Source organism: Bartonella sp. DGB2 (genome assembly GCF_046843095.1).
Lineage (GTDB): Bacteria > Pseudomonadota > Alphaproteobacteria > Rhizobiales > Rhizobiaceae > Bartonella.
Map to the genome: position 1 here is coordinate 970,688 of NZ_CP177325.1, position 21,329 is coordinate 992,016.

A 21,329-nucleotide genomic window follows, 5' to 3' on the forward strand; every position below is an offset into this window, starting at 1 on the left:
GCGCTTTTTAAGCTTTGATCATAACATTTCTTATTTGATAGTGCCATTATTATGCTTAGCGGCTTTTGATTTCTATGAAGAAAAACATGCTTTAATTGTATTCCGTTATATATATGATGGTAATCATTATGCGCTCCTGTTTTCTCAATGAGTAAGAGATTAGGGGTGCGCGGCCATGCGGTTGTCCGCGCAAACCATATTTAGGTTAAAGATGGCATTATTAAACTTGCTGGCGCAAAGCCTTTGCAGTTTGTACCATATGCACGAGCGCTGGGTGTACTTCTTCCCATTTGCGGGTTTTTAGGCCGCAATCTGGATTAATCCACAATTGGTGGTCGTGTAATCTTTGGCGTGCTAAGTTTAAAAGCGTTATCATATCAGCGACACTGGGCACGCGCGGGGAATGGATATCATAAACACCAGGGCCTATCCCATTAGGGTATTGATAAGTGCAAAAAACGTCGAGCAATTCCATTTTCGAGCGTGAAGTTTCAATGGAAAGCACATCAGCATCCATTGCAGCAATGGCAGGTAAAATATCCTGAAATTCTGAATAACACATATGGGTATGAATCTGTGTTTTATCGGTAACCCCACTTGCGCATAGGCGGAAGCATTCTATCGCCCATTCTAAATAAGTAGGCCAATCTTGCTGCCGCAGCGGCAATCCTTCACGTAGAGCCGCTTCATCAATTTGAATGATGGGAGCTCCTGCTTGCTCTAAGTCACAAACCTCATCACGGATAGCAAGGGCGATTTGCTGGCATGTTTCGCGGCGCGGGATGTCATCACGCACAAACGACCAATTGAGGATAGTAACTGGGCCTGTCAGCATGCCTTTTACAGGCTTTGTGGTACAAGATTGGGCATAACGCCACCATTCTACTGTCATGGGTTTAGGGCGTGATACATCGCCATAAATGATGGGGGGGCGTACACATCGAGAGCCGTAACTTTGCACCCATGCGTGTTTTGTAAAGGCGAAGCCGGCTAGTTGTTCACCAAAATATTGAACCATATCATTGCGCTCAAATTCTCCATGGACTAGCACATCAAGGCCGATTTCTTCTTGCCAGTCGATGGCTTTTTTGGTTTGAGTACGTAAAAATTCTGTATAGTCTTGGGCAGATAGGGCACCTTTTGCATGTTGCGCCCGAGCTTTACGAATATCTGCTGTTTGTGGGAAAGAGCCAATGGTGGTAGTGGGGAAGAGAGGCAATTGCAAGATTTTTTGTTGATGCTTTTGACGTACAGCAAAAGGTTGCTTGCGATACTGCATCTCGGGAGTAATTTGGCTAAGCCGCGCTTTTACTTGCGGGTTATGCACCTTTGGCGATGAAGCACGTTGCGCGTAGGCTTGTGTCGCTTCTTTTAATGCGATTTGTATGTTGTTGGGATCTTCAGTGGGAGCAGAGGGAGAGAGAGCGCTTCCTAAAATTGCAAGTTCACCTAATTTTTGACAGGCAAAAGCTAGCCAGTTTTTGACATCGGGATCAAGGCCTGTTTCCAGTTCAAGGTCTATGGGTACATGAAGAAGCGAACAGCTATTAGCGATGATGCAATTTTCTGCTCCTCGTTTAACTATTATTGGCTGTAGCTGGTTGCGCAAGGTTGCTAAATCAGCACGCCAAATATTACGCCCATTAATGGCTCCTAAGGATAAAACACGTGTCTCTGGAAGAACTTTGCAAAGCTCAAGCACTTCATGAGCTGCACGTGTATAATCAATATGAAGCCCTGCTGTGGGAAGGGAGGCGGCAGTTGTAAGGTTATTTCCTAGACCACCGAAATAGTTGGTGAGCATTAGTTTTAAATCGGGCGCTGCTTCTTGCAAAGTAGCATAGGCACGATGAAATGCCTTTTGCTCTTCCACTGTAAGGTCAAGGGATAATACGGGTTCATCCATTTGCACCCAATCGGCGCCAGCGTCTTGTAACTTTGCACAAAGTTCTGCATAAGCGGGCAATAAACGCTCAAGTAGATCTAGGGGATTAAAAAAACTAGTGCGTGCTTTGGAGAGCTTAAGAAAGCTGATCGGTCCTAAAATTACAGGCCGTGTATGGATGCCTAGCGCTTTGGCTTCTAAAAATTGTGTGAGCGGTTTGGGCGTGGTAAGGATAAATTTTTGCTCTTGGTGAAGCTCTGGTACCATATAATGGTAATTTGTATCAAACCATTTGGTCATTTCAAGCGCTGGAACTTCTTTTGTTAAGTATGTAGAAGTTTCTGATGCTTTGGATCCTTGGCCACGAGCCATGGCAAAATAAAGCGGTAGGGATATAGTGCCCCCCTCCCAACCATAAATTTCAGGGATAGCACCAACCATAATAGTGGTATCTAGCACATGGTCATAGAAAGAAAAATCGTTGGAAGGAATATAGGTTATCCCATATTGCTTTTGTAGGTTCCAATATTCTGCTCGCAGGGCGCGGCCAGTGGCTTCAAGCTCTTGGGCTGATATTTTACCAGACCAGAAATCTTCAAGGGCAAATTTTAGCTCGCGATGGCGACCAATGCGCGGAAAACCTAGACACGCTGTGGCTAAAGAGTTTGTGGAAAGAGATTGTTGCAGCATTGCATACCTCATAGGTTTTGGGGCCGGGGTTAAGCGAATGTGTCATATTAAAGCCAAAGGTTTTGGCAACATGCAAGCAATCAGCGAGGTACCCTGCCTGTGGATTATTTTCTTGGCGGACTTCTTAGCTTATGAATCAAATCCTGACCCTTTTTCTTAAACGTACTTAGGAACATGGTATATTTTGCTCACCATTCATAGTTACGATCCTGAAGCGGATAGGAAATAATTAAGCGCAATGCCCTACCTTAAGTTTAAAGCAAGTTCTTTAGAAATCATGATAAAGGTTAATTAGTCCCTAAAGGTTTAACTTTGTCAAGCAGGATATTTTGGTTTAAGCTTTAAGGAATTGTTTTGAGTTCTCTAATTTTTTAAATATGTGGAGATGGTAAGAAAGTTGCTCCCAGCGTGCAAGCTTAGATAGTTAATGTGCTACTGCAGTAGTAACGAGACTCTTAGTCTTGTAATCTTGCACTTAATGCACGTTTTTTATACTTTATTAGGGCAATAGAAGGAAGGACTGGTAGATTTTAAAAAAATAGCTTAGACTTTAGGAGGCAATGTAATTGCATTGTATTAGGAGAGGGAATAATGAAGAAATTATTTTTTATTGCGTGTTTTATGGGTATGGGCAGCATACCCACGCTATCTTTTGCTGCCGGTGAAAAATTGGTATTAAGTGTAGAGAGCCTTGCTACTCCTTATGAGGTAACGATGCGCAATGCGGCCGTTGCCCACGCCAAAAAGATTGGGGTTCCTCTTTTAGCTTTAGATGGGCAAAATAATTCGCTTAAACAAGTATCAGATATTGAAAATGCTATAACTGGAGGCGCACAGGCTTTTATTGTTTCGCCCAATGATGCTGATGCGGTGGCTAGCGGCATTGACGCAGTTGCCGCTGCTGGGCTCGTTGTTGTAACTATGGATCGACAAGCTAATACCAAGCATAAAGTGCCGCATTTTGGCGTGGATTTTTATAAAGGCGGTGTTTTGTCAGGCGAGGTAATCAAGAAAAATTTTCCTAATGGAGCTGATATTATTGTTTTGACGGGACAGCTTGGGGCTTCATCAAATATTGATCGGTATAGGGGATTTATGGATAGTTTAAAGAAGGGTGGCGATAAATACCGTATTATTGCTGAGCAAAGCGGGAACTGGTTTCGCTCGGAAGGATTGCGGATTGTTGAAAGCTTACTGCCAACCTTGCCTAAGGTTCCGGATGTTATTTATGCTATGAATGATGATATGGCACTTGGAGCGATTGAGGCCTTGCAAACTGCAGGTTATAAACCGGGGCAAGTGTTTGTTTCTGGACAAAATGCAGACCCCGAAGCTTTAGCGCGGGTGCGCGATGGTTGGCTAAGTGTGACCTATGATTTGCAACAGGGGCATGGGGTGAGCGTGGCGATTGATCAAGTGCTGGATTATTTGCGCAATAAGACGCCTATTAAAGGGTTGATGATTACTCCGATGACAATTACCAAAGATAATCTAAAAGAGGCGGCTCAATACGCTAATATTGATAATTATTGATGTAAGTTTCTTCCATTTAGATGATCATATGAAGGCTCCCGCTAGCGCGGGGGCTTTTTGTTAAGTAGCTTTTTTGAAGCGTGCGCAAATTGGTGTTTTAACAATTTAGGGAGAAGAAATAAGGTAAATATTTTTTAAGAAAAACGGGCCCGAAGGCCCGTTTGTAAACTTGATAAAGAGGAAGAGTGGATTAGAAATCCATACCACCCATACCACCCATACCACCACCAGGCATAGCAGGCATTGGTGAATCTTTTTTCGGCAATTCAGCGATCATAGCCTCGGTGGTGATTAGAAGTCCAGCGATAGAGGCAGCGTTTTGCAAAGCAGAACGTACCACTTTCACAGGGTCAACAATCCCTAAGGAGATGAGATCCCCAAATTCGCCTGTCGCTGTGTTGTAGCCGTAGGTTTCTGAGCTGTTTTCCAAAACCTTGCCAACGATGATGGCAGCTTCATCACCAGCATTGCTAGCGATTTGACGGGCAGGAGCTTGAAGTGCACGACGAACGATGTTAATGCCGGCTTCTTGGTCTGCATTGATGCCTTTAACAGAGATTTCTGTAGCTGCGCGTAGGAGAGCCGTACCACCACCGGCAACGATCCCTTCTTCTACAGCGGCACGTGTTGCGTTCAAAGCGTCATCAACGCGGTCTTTTTTCTCTTTTACTTCCACTTCGGTTGCACCGCCAACCCGGATTACGGCGACGCCGCCAGCCAGTTTAGCTAAACGTTCTTGCAATTTTTCACGGTCATAATCAGAGGTTGTTTCTTCGATTTGTGCTTTGATTTGGTTGACGCGTGCATTAATTTCGCTTTTGTCGCCAGCACCATCAACTATGGTGGTGTTTTCCTTGGAAATGTTAACTTTCTTTGCATGTCCCAACATGTCAAGGGTGACATTTTCAAGCTTAATGCCGAGATCTTCAGAGATTACTTGCCCATTGGTAAGGATGGCAATATCTTCCAACATGGCTTTACGACGGTCACCAAAGCCAGGAGCTTTGACAGCTGCTATTTTCAAACCACCACGCAATTTGTTTACAACCAAAGTTGCCAAAGCTTCACCTTCGACGTCCTCAGCAATAATCAATAAGGGTTTCCCTGATTGCACAACGGCTTCAAGCACAGGAAGAAGTGCTTGTAGGTTAGAAAGCTTTTTCTCGTGAATGAGGATGAATGGGTCATCAAGGTCGGCGACCATTTTTTCCGCATTGGTAACAAAGTAGGGAGATAGGTAGCCGCGGTCGAATTGCATCCCTTCGACAACTTCTAATTCAGTTTCAGCAGTTTTTGCTTCTTCTACGGTGATAACCCCTTCATTGCCAACTTTTTGCATGGCTTCAGCGATCATCGCGCCGATTTCAGCTTCCCCATTAGCAGAGATAGTTCCTACTTGGGCAACCTCTTCAGACGTTTTAATTTTTTTGGCTTTTTTGAGAAGGTTTTCAACAACTTCTTCAACAGCAGCATCAATCCCACGCTTTAGATCCATGGGGTTCATGCCTGCAGCAACAGCCTTTGCACCTTCTTGGACAATAGCATGACCCAAAACGGTAGCAGTGGTGGTTCCATCACCAGCCACGTCGTTGGTTTTGGAGGCTACTTCGCGCAACATTTGCGCGCCCATATTTTCGAACTTGTCTTCAAGTTCTACTTCTTTGGCCACCGATACACCATCTTTAGTGATGCGGGGTGCTCCAAAAGATTTATCAATAACAACGTTACGGCCTTTGGGGCCTAGGGTGACTTTTACGGCGTTGGCAAGAGTGTCTACACCGCGCAACATACGTTCGCGGGCATCACGGCCAAATTTTACATCTTTAGCAGCCATTATTTTTCTCCTTGGGAATATCCCAAAATTACATGAACTTTATTAAGGTTAAAAGGGAAGCTAAGCGTCTTTAACAACACTTATTGTAAGATCCCCATAATGTCAGATTCTTTCATGATCAAAAGGTCTTCACCATCAATTTTGACTTCTGTACCTGACCATTTACCGAAAAGGACTCGATCGCCGGCTTTGACTTCTAAAGGAACGATTTTTCCATTATCATCACGTGCGCCTTGACCCACGGCGATAACTTCACCAGTCTGTGGCTTTTCTTTAGCGGTATCAGGGATGATGATCCCACCAGCGGATTTTTCTTCTGATTCGACGCGACGGACAACGATACGGTCGTGAAGAGGGCGGAAATTGGTGTTAGCCATGTCATAAACCCTTAAAATGATTACAATTGAACTTGAAGATCGGCTTAAATACCGTTCTTTCATATTAGCACTCAATGTTGATGAGTGCTAACACTGAGTTACAGATAAAAACCCTTTAGCCTTGTGTCAAGGTTTAGTTAAAAATATTTTTGTGTCATTGTTTAGATTATAACATCGGCATCCGTGCGGCCTAGATAATAAGGTAGGGCAGCCCATTCTTGCGCCAAAAGTATGAGGGGTTCAAGCACATTTTGTGTTTCTTTTTCTTGTGCATTAGGATCAGACTCGAAGCGTTCCAGATAGATACGTAAAGTGGCGCCCTTTGTGCCCGTACCAGAAAGGCGATAGACAATCCGTGCTCCTTGAGAAAAGAGGATACGTATGCCTTGATGCGGGCTTTGGCTGCCATCAGTTACGTCATGGTAGCAAAAATCGTCAGCTTCTTCTACCTTAAATCCCAATAGGATTTGCCCTTTTAAGTTTGGTAATTGAGCACGTAGGTGGTTAATAATAGCTTCAGCGGCCGTGTTATCAATACCCTCATAATCATGTCGACTATAATAGGTGCGTCCGTAGGTGCGCCAATGATCTTTGACGATTGCCTTGACGCTTATTTTTCGGACAGCCAAAAGGTTGAGCCAAAAAAGGATCGCCCAGAGGCCATCTTTTTCGCGGATATGGTTGCCGCCTTGCGCAAAGCTTTCTTCACCACATAGATCAACGAGACCATGGTCCATGAGATTACCAAAAAACTTCCAGCCTGTTGGGGTTTCGAAGACCGAGACTCCTTGTTTCTGCGCGACGCGCTCAATGGCTTGGCTTGTTGGCATGGAGCGAGCGATTCCGTTAAATCCTGTGGCATAGGCTTTGATGAAGGCGGCATTAGCCGCGATAATAGCAAGTGAATCGGAAGGAGAAACAAATTGCTCGCGCCCTAAGATGAGGTTGCGGTCACCGTCCCCATCGGAAGCTGCGCCTAAATCGGGAGCCTGTGGATGCATCATCATTGCATAAAGGCTGTGGGCGTGGGTTGGGTTTGGGTCGGGGGGGTGGCCACCAAAATCTTCTAAAGGTAGTGCGCGTAGGATAGACTCCTTGGGAAATCCTAGCCGGTTAAGAAAAATCTCTTCTGCATAAGGGCCAGTTACGGCGTGCATGGCGTCGAATGCGAAGGTGAGGCCTCGTTTGATGGCAGTGCGGATTTGGTCAAAGTCAAAAAGGCTTTCCATAAGATCAGCATAATCTTTAACAGGGTCAATGATCTCTACCGCCATTGATCCCAAGCATGTTTGTCCCAATTGATCAATGTTGATTGCCGAGGCCTCTAAGGTTTTGTAATGGGTAAGGTTTTTTGTACGTTCAAAAATGGCTTGAGTGACCTTTTCTGGTGCGGGGCCGCCATTATCAATATTATATTTTATACCAAAATCGCCTCGGGGACCGCCGGGGTTATGGCTGGCTGACAGGATAATGCCACTATGGGCTCCGTACTTGCGAATAAGGTGGGAGGCTGCAGGTGTTGAAAGAAGGCCGTGGCGTGCTATTTTAAGCCGGCCGAAACCGTTGGCGGCAGCCATTTTGGCAATGATTTGGATAGCTTCACGGCTATAGGTACGGCCATCGCCTCCTAAAATGAGTAATTGATCTTTTATAGAGCCGCAGGAATCAAAAATGGCTTGGATAAAGTTTTCAAGATAATGCGGGCTTTGAAAGCTAGTAACTTTCTTTCTTAGGCCCGATGTGCCTGGATTTTGGTCGTAAAAAGGAGTTGTTTTAACTAGTTTTATTGTCATGATACGCTTTGCTTTACCTTTGTGCCATCTGTTATATTATAGAATAGGATTGTGCGAGAAAAAAGCGATAGCAGCATTGTCTTCACTACATTCCCTTGCAAGGCAGGTGCCAAGCGCTTACATGAAAATTGCACCACATCACAAAGGTGAGCTATGCGCAAAAAGTATTTATTTCGCGTGGAATTTCGCCTACACTCATTTATAAAGTTTTTTAAGGAGATAAAATTATGGCTCAAGGCAAAAAAGTCCCTCATGTTACCTTTCATACACGTGTACATGACGAATCGGTAGGGGGTCCTAATCCTTATCGTTGGCAAGAAATGACCAGTGATGATTATTTTAAAGGCAAGCGAGTGATTTTGTTTTCATTACCTGGCGCTTTTACGCCCACTTGTTCTACTTTTCAATTGCCAGACTTTGAGAAACTCTATCCTGAATTTAAAGCTATTGGTATTGATGAAATATACTGTCTCTCGGTGAATGATGCCTTTGTTATGAATGCGTGGGGTAAGCAACAGAATGTTCAAAACGTGAAGCTTATTCCTGATGGGTCAGGCGAATTTACTCGTAAGATGGGGATGCTGGTTGCTAAGGATAATCTTGGATTTGGGATGCGTTCATGGCGCTATGCCGCAGTGATTAATGATGGTGTGGTCGAACAGTGGTTTGAGGAAGAAGGATTTTCGGATAACTGTTCTAGCGACCCTTATGGTGCATCTTCACCACAAAATCTGTTAAAAACACTTCAAGCATAGTAACTTTGGATACAAATGGCGCGGAGGCGCTTGACAGTTACTTATGCTGCAAGGTTAAACATTGTATAGAGTGCGGTTGATTCCCTTAATGGAATGATTCGAAGTCATAAAAGACAATTTATATATAGATATTAAAATAACGCGGTGACTTGATAAGTCACCGCGTTATTTCATCGCTCTAAATATTTACTTTAGGTTATACGTGCCATAAAAATTAGTTTGATAAGGTGGCTTTAATGCGCAGTGGCACGACCACTAACTAAACCTTCTCTTTGGGCGCGTTTGCGAGCCAATTTGCGAGCCCGGCGAACTGCCTCGGCTTTTTCTCTCGCACGCTTTTCAGAAGGTTTTTCGTAGTGACCACGCATCTTCATTTCACGGAAGATGCCTTCACGTTGCATTTTCTTTTTTAGCGCGCGGAGCGCTTGATCAACATTGTTATCGCGAACGAGTACTTGCACGTTTTATCCTGTTTTTGATATAATGAACCTGACAGATGAAGGTGCAATCCTTCATCCTAAGTGTAGTATGAGGAAAGCAATTAAGCGTAACCTTATCACAAAAACAGATTGCTTGTCTATAACGTTTCCAAAAAACCTTGAATGCTCTTACGCTTTTGATTCCATTGTTCGCAAGGCGATGCGACTTTTGGCAGGACAACGGGTGTTGTTTGCTGTTGAGAATTATTGGGTTTTAAAGTAGCTAATGCATTTAGTTTAGGCTTGTGATATCTTAGGTAGACTAAGTGCGTTAATAGCATGGTTTTAGAAATTTATTAAATTTGAGATTGGTAAGAATTGATGGTGCTATGTCAAAGACTTAGTAAAAGGAGAGGGCATAATGCTTGATAAGCGGCGATTTTATATTAATGGCCGGTGGGAGTACCCGAAAACACCGCGCGATTTTCCAGTAATCAATCCTTCTACAGAAGCAGCTTATGCGACGATTTGTTTGGGGACATCAGAAGATGCTGATCAAGCGGTAGCGGCAGCGGTAGCAGCTTTTGATCTTTGGCGTCATACGACCGCGGATGTACGTTTGGCTTATGTGGAAAAGATTAGTCAGATATATGAGCGGCGCGCAAGTGAGATGGCGCAAACTATTTCCCGCGAGATGGGGGCTCCCCTTGATATGTCGCTTGCTGAGCAGGTGGGCTCTGGAGCGCAGCATATACAAGATTTTATTACAGCCTTTAAGCGTTTTTCTTTTCAAAAGCCATTATTGGATGATGCTACCGGCGCTATGTTATGTTATGAGCCGATTGGAGTTGTGGGGCTAATAACTCCATGGAACTGGCCCATGAATCAAGTGACATTGAAGGTGATTCCAGCACTTTTATCGGGCTGTACTATGGTGCATAAACCTTCGGAGATTGCGCCTCTTTCATCCATGCTTTTTGCAGAAATTATTGATGAAGCGGGCGTTCCTGCTGGGGTATTTAATCTTGTGAATGGTGATGGAGCCGAGGTAGGTGCTCATTTATCGCGTCATTTAGATATTGAGATGATTAGTTTTACTGGTTCGACCCGTGCGGGGCGAGAAATTATGAAAAGCGCTGCTGAAAATTTGAAGCGCGTAGGATTGGAACTTGGTGGCAAAGGGGCTAATATTATCTTTGCAGATGCTGATGAAGACGCGATAAAACGGGGTATCTTACACTGTTTTCATAATAGCGGTCAAAGTTGCAATGCCCCAACTCGTATGCTTGTAGAGCGCCCTCTTTATGAAAAGGCGCTTGAAGTTGCACGACACGTGGCGGAATTGATTAGAGTAGATGTATCGGATAAAGCAGGGGGTCATATTGGTCCTGTTGTTTCCCAACAACAATATGATAAGATTCAAGGCTTAATCAAGGCGGGGCTTGTTGAAGGGGCGCGTTTATTGGTAGGAGGGCTGGGTAGGCCAGAGGGGCTTGTGCGTGGTTATTTTGTGCGCCCCACTATTTTTGCTGATGTTACGAGAGAAATGCGTGTTTTTCGTGAAGAGATTTTTGGACCTGTTCTTGTGATGTTGCCCTTTGATAACGAAGAAGAAGCAGTGGCTTTGGCCAATGACACACCTTATGGTTTGACCAATTATGTGCAATCGCAAGACCCCGAGAGGTGTCGGAGGATTGCTCAACAATTGCGCTCGGGTATGGTGGAAATCAATGGCAACGTTTTACCAGCAGGGAGTTTTTTTGGCGGCGTCAAGCTTTCGGGAAGAGCGCGAGAAGGTGGCTCGTGGGGGCTAGAAGAGTTTTTGGATAGCAAAGCTGTTTCTGTTTATTAATGGTGTGTTTTTTGCATTTTAGGTTTCTTCTTGTCGCAAAAGCAAGCCGAGGTTCTTGACTTGAGTCAAATAATAAAAATCAGGAAAACGTCTTTATGGCGGATAATATAATGGATAGTGAAGCGGGGTTTGTTAGGACGCCGCTTTGGGTTTTGAGAAGTAGCCCCAATTCTGCGGGACAGCGTTTGGATTTATGGCTTGCTCAGCAGCTTAAGTCAGAACTTTCTCGGGCGCGGATTCAAGGTTTAATCCGTGAGGGGCAGGTTTTACTAGGTGGTCAGATCGTTACGGATGTAAAAACCAAATTGCGTGCTGATCAAGAGATTACGGTGCATCTGCCACCTTCGCGAGATCCTACCCCTAAAGGCGAAGCAATCGCTTTGGATATTTTATACGAGGATGCTGCACTGATTGTGGTAAATAAGCCAGCAGGTTTGGTGGTTCATCCTGGTAATGGGAATGGTACGGGGACTTTGGTAAATGCTTTAATTTATCATTGCGGGGACGACCTTTCAGGTATTGGTGGGGTGCGGCGCCCGGGGATTGTGCATCGTTTGGATAAGGGTACGAGCGGCGTCTTAGTGGTGGCCAAGAATGACCAAGCGCATCAAAATTTGAGTAAACAATTTGCTGATCACGGCCGAACAGGTGTTTTGGAACGGCGCTATCAGGCTCTTATCTGGGGTGTGCCTTCGCGCGGTAGTGGCACGATTAATGCAGCGCTGGGGCGCTGCAGGCACGATCGTACCAAGCAGGCAGTGGTGAATGCAAGCCAAAGCGATGCGCGCCACGCTATTACGCACTTTACGGTGCAGGAAACGTATCAAGCACTGGTTGATGGAAGCGCTTTGGCCAGTTTGATTACCTGTCGTTTGGAAACGGGGCGCACCCATCAGATCCGCGTTCATATGGCGCATATTGGTCACCCTTTGATTGGAGATCAAGATTATGGCGCAGCCTTTAAAACTAAAGCCAATCGGCTAGAGTCAGCACTTAAAGATGCTGTGTCGACATTTGGTAGACAGGCGTTGCATGCAAAAAGTCTTACCTTTTCCCATCCTATCCATGGGCAAGTTATGGAATTTGCAGCGCCTTTACCTAAAGATATGGCGGCTTTGGTGAACGCATTTCGTACTTTATAGCCTAAGAGCTATATGGTTTATCTTGTCAGGATATTGCTCAGTTATTCTGTCGATAGACTTTGAAAACGGTGCTACTGAACATAGGGCAGGGTTTGGCTATAATATTGCCACGATCTTTTTCTAGATAATTAAGAGTAATGTGAATATGCTGTATTTTTAGTGAATCATATGGTATAATCATTACAAAGTAATAAGGCTGTAGATTATTTTAATGGAGGCACTAGATGGCTCGTGCAAATTTCCCTTCTCTTATGCCCGGCGATGGCGGCCTGAGCCGGTATTTAGAAGAAATACGCCGTTTTCCAATGTTAGAGCCGCAAGAAGAATATATGTTGGCAAAACGTTATCGGGAGCATAATGATCCAACGGCTGCTCATAAATTGGTGACTAGTCATTTACGCTTGGTCGCGAAAATTGCTATGGGATATAGAGGGTATGGCTTACCTATGGGTGAAGTAATATCGGAAGGTAATGTAGGATTGATGCAGGCGGTAAAACGTTTTGAACCTGAGCGGGGCTTTCGTTTGGCAACCTATTCTATGTGGTGGATTAAGGCGGCAATTCAAGAATATGTTTTGCGGTCGTGGAGCTTAGTAAAAATGGGTACGACATCCAACCAGAAGCGTCTCTTTTTTAACCTGCGCAAATTAAAAAGCAAACTACAGGCCTTTGATCAAGGGGATCTTAACCATGACCAAGTGAAGGAGATTGCCACGCAATTAAACGTGCATGAGGAAGAAGTCGTTTCAATGAATCAACGACTTTCTGGTGATGTTTCGCTTAATACTCCTATAGGGGGGATGGATGGTGATGGACGGGAATGGCAAGATGGACTGATGGATGAACGCGTAAGCCAAGAGCAGAGCTTGATTGAGCAGGATGAGCTTGATAAGCGCCGCCTTTTGCTTCAGTCTGCTGTATCTGATTTGAATGAGCGTGAAAGACGTATTTTTCAAGCGCGGCGTCTGCGCGAGGATCCTATTACTTTAGAAGAGCTATCGGCAGAATTTGGAGTGAGCCGCGAGAGGGTTCGGCAAATTGAAGTACGGGCTTTTGAAAAAGTGCAAGAAGCGGTAAAATTACTGTCTTATAGACCTACAACTGCGTAGGGCGATCTTTTTATTTTAGGTGAGCTAGGTCAAAATTTTCTATATCGTTAAGCAAACCTAAAAGGCCAGAAAGGGCGTGGTCAAAAATTGCTTTGCCTGCTTTTGCCGAGGCAGCACTAGCATTTCCTGCGGCGCCTTTAGGATTAAGGTCGCGCATCTTCCAGCCAAAGGCATGAGAGCCGTAGGCGCGCAAATAGCGAAAGGTTTGTCCTATATCTTTTTGGTGATTGGTAAAATTTTCGGCCCGCTCCATTTGTACTTTGGTGGGTTCGAGATAGAGCATAAGAGATGTCTCAAGAAAGCCGCCATGGATGTCGAAAGATTTTTCGTCAGCCGAGATAAGCCCTTCTGGTAGGCCAAAGCGGGTCCAACTTGTGGCAACGGTTAAAAACGGATATTGGGAGCGCAATTGGGTAGCAGCAATGGTCATTAAAGGACTATTGCCTCCGTGGGCATTCAATAAAAGAAGCCGTCTATGTCCTTTTTTATAACATGCTACACCAATATCAATCCACCGCTCAAGAGCTTGAGCATAAGATAAGCTTTGGGTACTAGGGTGATCTAGGTGTTCAACTGAGTAGCCGATTTTTTCTACAGGTAAGCAGTGTAAGCGCAAGGAACCTTGGTACATTTGTACTAATGCTGCTGCAAAGGCTTGTGCAATAAGCCAGTCAGTTTCAATACACAGGTGGGGGCCATGATATTCTGTTGCTCCCAATGGTAAAATACATAGTGATTTTTTCATTTATACTATTGCTTTTATTGTAAAAAAGATCCAATATAGTAATATATTGATTTATAGCACATGTTGCAATGACTATTTTCTGGGTTTATTATTCATCAGAGCTGATATGTAAGCTTCTATGCTAGCTTAGTGGAAGCCATATATCATCTTCGGGGGAAATATATGACTGATAACAGATCAGTGCGCGCATTACAATCTACTGAAGCAGCGCTAGACGAAATGCCATTGGATATATCAGGCACGAAGGTATCTCTATCGTCTATTGATATGTCGAATATGCTGATTCATTGTATTCAAAATTTAGCCCGTCTTATAAGAACCTCTCTTGCCCACCATTTGCAAGAGCATGGGCTTTATGCGGGGCAAGATAGAATTATTTTATCATTAGCAGATAAAGATGGTCAAATGCCTACGCTTTTGGCGCGGCGGTTGGGCGTGCAGCCGCCAACGGTGACCAAAACTATTAACCGCTTACAAGAACAGGGGTTTGTTACGCGTTGTGATGGCCACCGTGATCAGCGTCAGTCGCATATTTTCTTAACAGAAAGCGGCCAAAAGACAGCGCAATTTATTCAAGACATTATATTACAAATGGAAAAGGATGCGCTTTATGGTCTTGATGATGATGAGCAAAGCTTTCTTTTCTCTATTTTAGCAAAAATGCAGGCTAATTTTAGTGCGAAGCCTATGATGAAAGATGTTTGTAAAAACCATATTGAGGTATCCTATCCTTCATAAGGCGTGTTCAATTGGGCGTCTATATTATTGTTTGCCTTTTTCTTTGGTGTGTGGTGACGGCTTGGCCAAAAGCAGTAAAAATTTTGCGAGACGTTTCATCGTTTTCAGCCCAATATTCTGGATGCCATTGGACACCTAAAACAAAATTTTCTGTATTTGAGAGACTGACCGCCTCAATGGTTCCATCTAGTGCTTTAGCTTCCACCCGCAATCGTGGGCTCAGGTGATTGATCCCCTGTTGGTGGACAGAATTAACCAAGATCTCTTCCTTTTCAAGGATAGAAGCCAATAGCCCATTGGGAGAGATTTTTACTTTTTGACGGATAGCAAATATGGCGTCTGATGGTTCATGCATCGGTGAGCGGTGATCATCACGGCCTGGTACTTCATGAAGAAGGGCGAAAAGGCTGCCACCAAGTACTACATTAAGTTCTTGTATGCCGCGGCAAATTGCCAAGAGCGGTAGACTACGTTCTAAAGCGGCATGGATTAAGGCGAAGGAGGATAGGTCGCGGGCGGAATCAAAAGGTTCATGGGCCGTAGTGGCGGTTTGTTGGTAATGCTGGGGGTGGACATTGGAACGCGCGCCGGTGATCAAAACGCCATCGACACAGTCTAAGATAGAATCAAGATCTATCGCTTCTAGAGACGGGATAATGATGGGCGATAATTTAGCTACAGAGGAAGCGGCTATAAGATATTGTTCGGGCGTGGCGTGCCAAGTATAGTTTGAAAAAGAGGGGCAATCGGCTGGTACAGCAATGAGAGGCTGCGGCATAGACATCTCCTGTCTGGGCGGTTATGATAAGTGATTATGGTTTAACAAGATTAATTTCTTGTCAATCATTATGTCCATTTAAAGATATGTAAGGGTATTTGCGAGCCACGTTATTAAAATCTGTATGGGGATAGGGAGAGAGCATTTGTCCGATATTATTTTTGTTGCCAAGGAAATAGAACAAAGTGAAAGCCGTGTTGCTGCCACGCCAGAAGTTATAAAAAAATATAAAGCCCTTGGTTATGATGTATGGGTAGAAAAGGGTGCGGGGTTTTTATCGCGAATTTTAGATCGTGATTATGAAGATGCGGGTGCTTGCCTTGTTGAGAAGGAGGCGAGTAAGGATGCGGATATTATTTTAAAATTACGCCCCCCCGTGTCTAGTGAAGTGGCTCATTACAAAAGCGGAGCTGTCCTTATTGCTATGCTCGACCCTTATGATCATCAAGAGGCATTAATCGATTGGGCTAACGCGGGGCTTTGCGCCTTTACCATGGATTTTATGCCACGCATTACGCGCGCGCAAGCAATGGATGTGCTTTCATCTCAGGCAAATATAGCTGGCTACCAAGCGGTAATTGAAGCAGCTTATTTTTATGGCCGAGCCTTTCCAATGATGATGACTGCTGCAGGCACGGTACCAGCAGCCAAAGTATTTGTGATGGGAGCCGGAGTGGCGGGTTTGCAAGCTATTGCAACTGCGCGCCGTTTGGGTGCGGTGGTGAGTGTGACGGATGTGAGGCTTGCTGCTAAAGAGCAAGTTGCTTCACTTGGGGCAAAATTTATTGCTGTAGAGGATGAAGAATCTAAAGCAGCCGAGACGGCTGGTGGTTATGCTAAAGAAATGTCAGCGCAATACCTTGAAAAGCAGGCAGCGCTTGTTGCCGACCATATTAGCAGGCAGGATATTGTGATTACCACAGCCCTTGTTCCTGGGCGTCCGGCTCCACGGCTTGTGAGTCAAGCAATGATTAAAAGTATGCGACCAGGTTCGGTTGTGGTTGATTTAGCGGTAGCGCGTGGCGGCAATGTAGAAGGTGTGTGTGTTGATGAAGCCATTGAATGTGATGGGGTAAAGATTGTTGGTTTTGCCAATTTTGCTGGGCGTATTGCAGCAACAGCCTCACAGCTTTATGCGCGTAATCTTTATGCTTTTATAGAAATGATAACTGATAAGGTTAAGAAGAAGTTAGCAATTGATTTTGATGATCCAATTATTAAGGCTACTCTTCTAACTCAAGAGGGTCGTGTAGTTCATGAAGTCTTTCGCTCCGAAGCCTCAGAAGCTTACTTTGCGCAGAAGGGTGTAGACTTAGAGGGCGCAAGCATGCAAGAGAAGGAGTAAAATAATGGAAAATGAGGCTTTTGATAAAGCTTTGACTGGGCTTGAGCAGGCGGTGGAGCAGGTGCGCAAGGTTTATGGGCAAACACTACAAATGGCTTTGGATGATGCTCATAGCAAAACGATTGATCCGTTTGTCTTCCAATTAGCGGTTTTTGTTTTGGCTATTGTGGTGGGATATTATGTTGTATGGTCGGTGACGCCAGCATTGCATACACCTCTTATGGCGGTCACCAACGCGATTTCTTCGGTGATTATTGTTGGCGCTTTGCTGGCGGTGGGGTTAGCAGGTTCTGGTATTTCTGGGGTCGCGGGTTTTATTGCTTTGGTTTTAGCGAGTATTAATATTTTTGGGGGTTTTTTAGTTACGCAACGTATGCTTGCTATGTACCGAAAAAAAGGTAAGTGAGGCGGATTATGAATATGAATGTGTCTGCTGTACTTTATCTTATTTCTGGTCTTTTATTTATTATGGCTCTGCGGGGGTTGTCTCATCCAATCACAAGCCGAAGAGGTAATTTTTATGGCATGGCGGGGATGGCCTTAGCCATTGTAACGACCCTTTTGCTTATGGGAGCTGGGCTAGCCTCTTTTGTTTTGATCATTATTGCTATTGCAATTGGGGGGGCAATCGGCGCCTTTGTAGCGCGCCATATAGCTATGACCTCCATGCCGCAATTAGTGGCATTTTTTCACTCCTTGGTAGGGCTCGCGGCAGTTCTTGTAGCGGTGGCTGCCCTTTATTCTCCGCATTCTTTTGGCATTGACGTGACAGGTGCGATTAGTGGCCATGCTTTGGCAGAAATGGGATTAGGTGTAGCAATTGGTGCAATTACATTTACGGGCTCTATCATTGCGTTTTTAAAGCTTGATGGCCGTATGTCGGGAAAGCCTATTTTATTAAAATCCCGCCATGCTTTAAACCTTGCTTTAGGACTTGGGCTTTTGCTTTTGCTTTTTGTATTTATTGAAAGCGAAAGTTCGTGGGCTTTTTGGCTGATTATTTTTGGCGCGTTGGTTCTCGGGGTGACGCTGATTATTCCTATTGGTGGTGCCGACATGCCGGTTGTTGTTTCTATGCTTAATTCCTATTCAGGATGGGCTGCGGCTGGAATCGGTTTTACTCTTGGTAATATGGCTTTGATTATTACTGGTGCTTTGGTTGGTTCTTCTGGGGCGATTTTGTCTTATATTATGTGTAAGGGGATGAATCGCTCTTTCCTTTCGGTAATTTTAGGAGGCTTTGGTACAAATGTTTCTGCTACTACAGCAGAAAATCAGGAAGAAAAACCTATTAAACAGGGTTCGGCGGACGACGCCGCGTTCATTATGAAAAACGCTGCTAAGGTAATTATTGTGCCTGGATATGGCATGGCTGTTGCTCAAGCGCAACATGCTTTGCGTGAGATGGCGGATAAATTAAAGGCGCAAGGGGTTGAAGTGAAATATGCTATCCACCCTGTAGCAGGACGGATGCCAGGTCATATGAATGTGTTGTTGGCGGAAGCTCATGTTCCTTATGATGAAGTGTTTGAGCTTGAAGATATTAATGCGGAATTTGCCACGGCTGATGTGGCTTTTGTTATTGGCGCTAATGATGTGACTAACCCAGCGGCTAAAACTGACCCTGACTCACCTATTTTTGGAATGCCTATTCTTGATGTTGATAGAGCAGGAACGGTTCTTTTTTTAAAGCGCGGCATGGGCGCGGGTTATGCTGGGGTCGAAAATCGTCTTTTCTTTCAAGATAACACAATGATGCTTTTTGGTGATGCTAAAAAAACCGTCGAAGGCATCATTAAATCGCTTGACTAGAGCTTATCTTTACGTGGAGGCCGGCTTACGTCCTCCCGCGTATTTTTAGATCTAGACTGTTGGGGGATGATACAAAAAAGGAGCTTTTTCTCCATAAATTTGTTGATCTTGTTTGGCACGCAAGCGTGCAATCCAACGGTCGTTTTGGATGCGGCAATTATGGGCGGTGATAAGTTCACCACATTTGATAGGGGCAGTAACGGTTGCTCCTTCTAGAAGACCGCAAGGTAGGGCGTGGTTTGTGTGGGCGTCTTCAATGGCCATGGTCCAAGCTCTATAAGTATAAAGGCCTATAAAATCAAGACGATCGTTTGGAAAGAGATCCTTTTTTGCAATGGCGCAGACTTCAGCAGTCGGTTTAGGTAGAGGAACCATATCAGCACGCCCATAAAGGACAGCCCGTGCGCAAGATAGGGGCACTTCAAGTGAGGTGAGATGGTAGGGGCGGTGAAAGGTAAAATACGACCCTTGGCCGATTTTAAGGTCGCTCATTCGCTCTTGTAGGCGGGGGTGGCGTATTTCTGCTACTACAAAGACGCCGGGGGAAACGCCTTCACCTACTGAATAATCGACAACGCCTCCCTGGTTTAGAATACCGCCATCTTGGCGAGGGATAAGGATTTTGGCAAGATCAGCCAAAGGAGCTTTAGGGCCGTGCATGCCTGGACAGTCTGGTACAAGACCCGTTGCATTTGCAATAGCAGCCATTTCTACCATAGTTTTGGAGCCGTCAATAAACTCTACTAACATGCGCACGTTCATGTTACGCTTATGCGCCTCTTCTTCGTAGTGATCGGGGATGGCCTCATAAAAGAGGGGGTTGTTTTTGCCTTTGCCCGCTGCCACTACCTTGTACCCTAGGGATGAAACGAATTCGATCAGTTCCATGCAAGACGAGGGCTCATCGCCTGCGCCCAATGTATAGACACAACCCTGTTTATCAGCTAAAATCTTTAAATAGGGACCAATTGTAACATCGGCTTCTACATTCATCATGACTAAATGCTTATGGTTTTGTAAAGCTTTATAGCCAATCTCTGCGCCTGCTTCTGGGTATCCTGTTGCATCGACCACAACATCAATAAGCGGGTTTTCAAGCAAGAGATCAAGGTCATCAGTAGCAGCAATGATACCATTTTCTACGGCCGCCATAAAGGTAGAAGAGGTAGTTACTATGCGCGCATGCCCTTCTTCTCCATAGGCGATGTCTGCCCCGTTAAGGATTTTGGTTGGGGTGCGGCTGCAAACGCCAGCAATTTCTATCCCCTCCATGTGAGTGACCGCAGAAAGGAGGTCTATGCCCATTTCTCCACACCCTACAAGACCAATTCGTATTGGTTTGTTTTTTGAGGCGCGTTGCTGAAGGTCGCGGGCTAGGCCGGTAAGGGCGATATTGCTCCCCATGGTATTTCCTCCCAATTAAGATATAGGATTATGGAATGATGAATGAAGACTTGTAAAGGCGATTTCGTAATGATTGTTTTTTGAAAAGGGCCTCACAAGGGTACGGTATGTCATAGGCTGGTTCGTGCGGCTAAGGCAGCTGCTAGGGTGCCGTCATCAAGATAATCCAATTCGCCACCTACCGGTACGCCATGAGCTAGGCGGCTGACTTTTATGGGGAAGGCCGATAAGTGATCAGTGATATAGTGCGCGGTGGTTTGGCCTTCTACCGTAGCGTTTACGGCAAGAATAATTTCTTTTATACCGCCTTCAGCTACCCTTTTGATTAGGCTTTCGATGTTAAGGTCTTCTGGGCCTATGCCGTCCAGGGGTGACAAGCGGCCACCTAAAATGTGATAGCGCACAGACATAAGGGCAGCCCGCTCTAAGGCCCATAGATCGGCGACATCTTCAACAACGATCAGAGTACTTGGGTCGCGGCGGGGGTCGGTACAGATAAGACAAGGGTCATGGGTATCGACATTGCCGCAAACCGTGCAGAGGCGTACCTTTAACGCTGCTTCGTTCATGGCTGAACCCAAGGGGGCGAGTAGAGCTTCCTTTTTCTTGATCAAATGTAGAGCGGCGCGGCGAGCCGAACGCGGTCCGAGTCCAGGAAGGCGCGCTAATAATTGGATAAGCCGTTCAATTTCAGGACCGGCAATAGGTCTGGCCATAATTGATACCAAGTGTGAAAAAGAGGAAGAAAGAGTTAGAAAGGCAATTTGAAACCCGGAGGGATAGGAAGCCCTGCAGTCATTTCTTGAGTTTTTTGGGCAATGGCTTGGTCAAGTTTACTTTTTGCTTCGTTATGGCTAGCGATGATGAGATCTTCTAATATTTCCCCTTCATCAGGCTTTAAAAGGCTTGGGTCTATTTTTATACCACAAATATGGCCGCTCCCATTTAGTTTGGTCGTGACCAAGCCACCGCCTGCTGCACCGTTAACTTCAATTTGCGCCATCGCATCCTGCATTTCTTGCATTTTTGCCTGCATTTCTTTGGCTTTTTTCATCATGCTGAGCATGTCACGCATTTGTTTGTCTCCATTATTCGTATTTTAAGCCGCGGGTATTTAA

The 21,329-nt window shown here is 45.0% G+C and carries 20 protein-coding genes; 10 read left to right on the plus strand and 10 right to left on the minus strand.

All coding sequences use genetic code 11. The annotated features are described in order from the left end of the window. Positions 1-220: 220 nt before the first annotated feature. Entirely contained in the window at positions 221-2,575 is a 2,355-nt protein-coding gene (gene metE / locus ACK28X_RS05460) for a 5-methyltetrahydropteroyltriglutamate--homocysteine S-methyltransferase (protein WP_412057411.1), read from the minus strand. 591 nt (positions 2,576-3,166) lie between these two features. Between metE and ACK28X_RS05465 the strand changes: the two genes are divergently transcribed. Continuing rightward, positions 3,167-4,108, plus strand: coding sequence for a substrate-binding domain-containing protein (locus ACK28X_RS05465; RefSeq protein WP_412057412.1), 942 nt, complete (start codon positions 3,167-3,169; stop codon positions 4,106-4,108). A 190-nt stretch (positions 4,109-4,298) separates the two neighbouring features. On the opposite strand, the gene groL is transcribed toward ACK28X_RS05465, so the two are convergent. The 3 genes from groL to ACK28X_RS05480 all read right to left on the minus strand — a co-directional run bounded on the left by groL (position 4,299) and on the right by ACK28X_RS05480 (position 8,112). Next, positions 4,299-5,942, minus strand: a complete 1,644-nt coding sequence (gene groL, locus ACK28X_RS05470) for a chaperonin GroEL (RefSeq protein WP_412057413.1) — start codon at positions 5,940-5,942, stop codon at positions 4,299-4,301. A gap of 80 nt (positions 5,943-6,022) precedes the next feature. Then, a complete protein-coding gene (groES, locus tag ACK28X_RS05475) occupies positions 6,023-6,319 on the minus strand; it encodes a co-chaperone GroES (RefSeq protein ID WP_412057414.1) in 297 nt (98 codons plus the stop codon). Positions 6,320-6,480: 161 nt separating this feature from the next. Continuing rightward, positions 6,481-8,112, minus strand: coding sequence for an alpha-D-glucose phosphate-specific phosphoglucomutase (locus ACK28X_RS05480; protein ID WP_412057415.1), 1,632 nt, complete (start codon positions 8,110-8,112; stop codon positions 6,481-6,483). Positions 8,113-8,339: 227 nt separating this feature from the next. Between ACK28X_RS05480 and ACK28X_RS05485 the strand changes: the two genes are divergently transcribed. Continuing rightward, positions 8,340-8,867, plus strand: coding sequence for a peroxiredoxin (locus tag ACK28X_RS05485; protein WP_412057416.1), 528 nt, complete (start codon positions 8,340-8,342; stop codon positions 8,865-8,867). 233 nt (positions 8,868-9,100) lie between these two features. On the opposite strand, the gene rpsU is transcribed toward ACK28X_RS05485, so the two are convergent. After that, positions 9,101-9,328 carry a 30S ribosomal protein S21 gene (gene rpsU / locus ACK28X_RS05490; RefSeq protein ID WP_412057417.1) on the minus strand — a complete coding sequence of 76 codons (228 nt, stop codon included), beginning with the start codon at positions 9,326-9,328 and terminating at the stop codon, positions 9,101-9,103. 112 nt (positions 9,329-9,440) lie between these two features. Here rpsU and ACK28X_RS05495 point away from each other — a divergent pair, with 112 nt between their 5' ends. The 4 genes from ACK28X_RS05495 (at position 9,441) to rpoH (ending at position 13,389) form a co-directional block, all read left to right on the plus strand. Then, positions 9,441-9,569, plus strand: a complete 129-nt coding sequence (locus ACK28X_RS05495; RefSeq protein ID WP_412057418.1) for a hypothetical protein — start codon at positions 9,441-9,443, stop codon at positions 9,567-9,569. A 138-nt stretch (positions 9,570-9,707) separates the two neighbouring features. Next, positions 9,708-11,138, plus strand: coding sequence for an aldehyde dehydrogenase family protein (locus tag ACK28X_RS05500; RefSeq protein WP_412057419.1), 1,431 nt, complete (start codon positions 9,708-9,710; stop codon positions 11,136-11,138). A 110-nt stretch (positions 11,139-11,248) separates the two neighbouring features. After that, on the plus strand, positions 11,249-12,280 hold the full coding sequence (locus ACK28X_RS05505) for an RluA family pseudouridine synthase (protein ID WP_412058291.1): 1,032 nt from the start codon (positions 11,249-11,251) through the stop codon (positions 12,278-12,280). 224 nt (positions 12,281-12,504) lie between these two features. Then, the gene (gene rpoH / locus ACK28X_RS05510) at positions 12,505-13,389 is read left to right on the plus strand and encodes an RNA polymerase sigma factor RpoH (RefSeq protein WP_412057420.1); all 885 of its coding nucleotides are present in this window, start codon (positions 12,505-12,507) and stop codon (positions 13,387-13,389) included. Positions 13,390-13,399: 10 nt separating this feature from the next. On the opposite strand, the gene ACK28X_RS05515 is transcribed toward rpoH, so the two are convergent. After that, positions 13,400-14,134 (minus strand): creatininase family protein, encoded by a 735-nt coding sequence (locus ACK28X_RS05515; RefSeq protein ID WP_412057421.1) that lies wholly within the window; start codon positions 14,132-14,134, stop codon positions 13,400-13,402. 162 nt (positions 14,135-14,296) lie between these two features. Here ACK28X_RS05515 and ACK28X_RS05520 point away from each other — a divergent pair, with 162 nt between their 5' ends. Continuing rightward, complete coding sequence (locus tag ACK28X_RS05520; protein WP_412057422.1) at positions 14,297-14,872, plus strand: MarR family winged helix-turn-helix transcriptional regulator; 576 nt, start codon at positions 14,297-14,299, stop codon at positions 14,870-14,872. A gap of 19 nt (positions 14,873-14,891) precedes the next feature. On the opposite strand, the gene ACK28X_RS05525 is transcribed toward ACK28X_RS05520, so the two are convergent. Further along, positions 14,892-15,650, minus strand: coding sequence for a gamma-glutamyl-gamma-aminobutyrate hydrolase family protein (locus ACK28X_RS05525; protein WP_412057423.1), 759 nt, complete (start codon positions 15,648-15,650; stop codon positions 14,892-14,894). A gap of 145 nt (positions 15,651-15,795) precedes the next feature. On the opposite strand from ACK28X_RS05525, the gene ACK28X_RS05530 reads away from it, so the two are divergent. Genes ACK28X_RS05530 through ACK28X_RS05540 form a run of 3 tightly spaced genes read left to right on the plus strand, consistent with a single transcriptional unit; the run spans position 15,796 to position 18,807 of the window. Then, positions 15,796-16,995, plus strand: a complete 1,200-nt coding sequence (locus ACK28X_RS05530) for a Re/Si-specific NAD(P)(+) transhydrogenase subunit alpha (protein WP_412057424.1) — start codon at positions 15,796-15,798, stop codon at positions 16,993-16,995. Positions 16,996-16,999: 4 nt separating this feature from the next. Beyond that, positions 17,000-17,401, plus strand: a complete 402-nt coding sequence (locus ACK28X_RS05535) for a proton-translocating transhydrogenase family protein (RefSeq protein ID WP_412057425.1) — start codon at positions 17,000-17,002, stop codon at positions 17,399-17,401. An 8-nt stretch (positions 17,402-17,409) separates the two neighbouring features. Continuing rightward, a complete protein-coding gene (locus ACK28X_RS05540) occupies positions 17,410-18,807 on the plus strand; it encodes an NAD(P)(+) transhydrogenase (Re/Si-specific) subunit beta (protein WP_412057426.1) in 1,398 nt (465 codons plus the stop codon). A 51-nt stretch (positions 18,808-18,858) separates the two neighbouring features. On the opposite strand, the gene ACK28X_RS05545 is transcribed toward ACK28X_RS05540, so the two are convergent. From ACK28X_RS05545 to ACK28X_RS05555, 3 genes are all read right to left on the minus strand, one after another. Then, entirely contained in the window at positions 18,859-20,211 is a 1,353-nt protein-coding gene (locus ACK28X_RS05545; RefSeq protein ID WP_412057427.1) for an NAD(P)H-dependent oxidoreductase, read from the minus strand. 110 nt (positions 20,212-20,321) lie between these two features. After that, the gene (recR, locus tag ACK28X_RS05550; protein WP_412057428.1) at positions 20,322-20,927 is read right to left on the minus strand and encodes a recombination mediator RecR; all 606 of its coding nucleotides are present in this window, start codon (positions 20,925-20,927) and stop codon (positions 20,322-20,324) included. 35 nt (positions 20,928-20,962) lie between these two features. Next, entirely contained in the window at positions 20,963-21,286 is a 324-nt protein-coding gene (locus ACK28X_RS05555) for a YbaB/EbfC family nucleoid-associated protein (RefSeq protein ID WP_412057429.1), read from the minus strand. Positions 21,287-21,329: the final 43 nt, after the last annotated feature.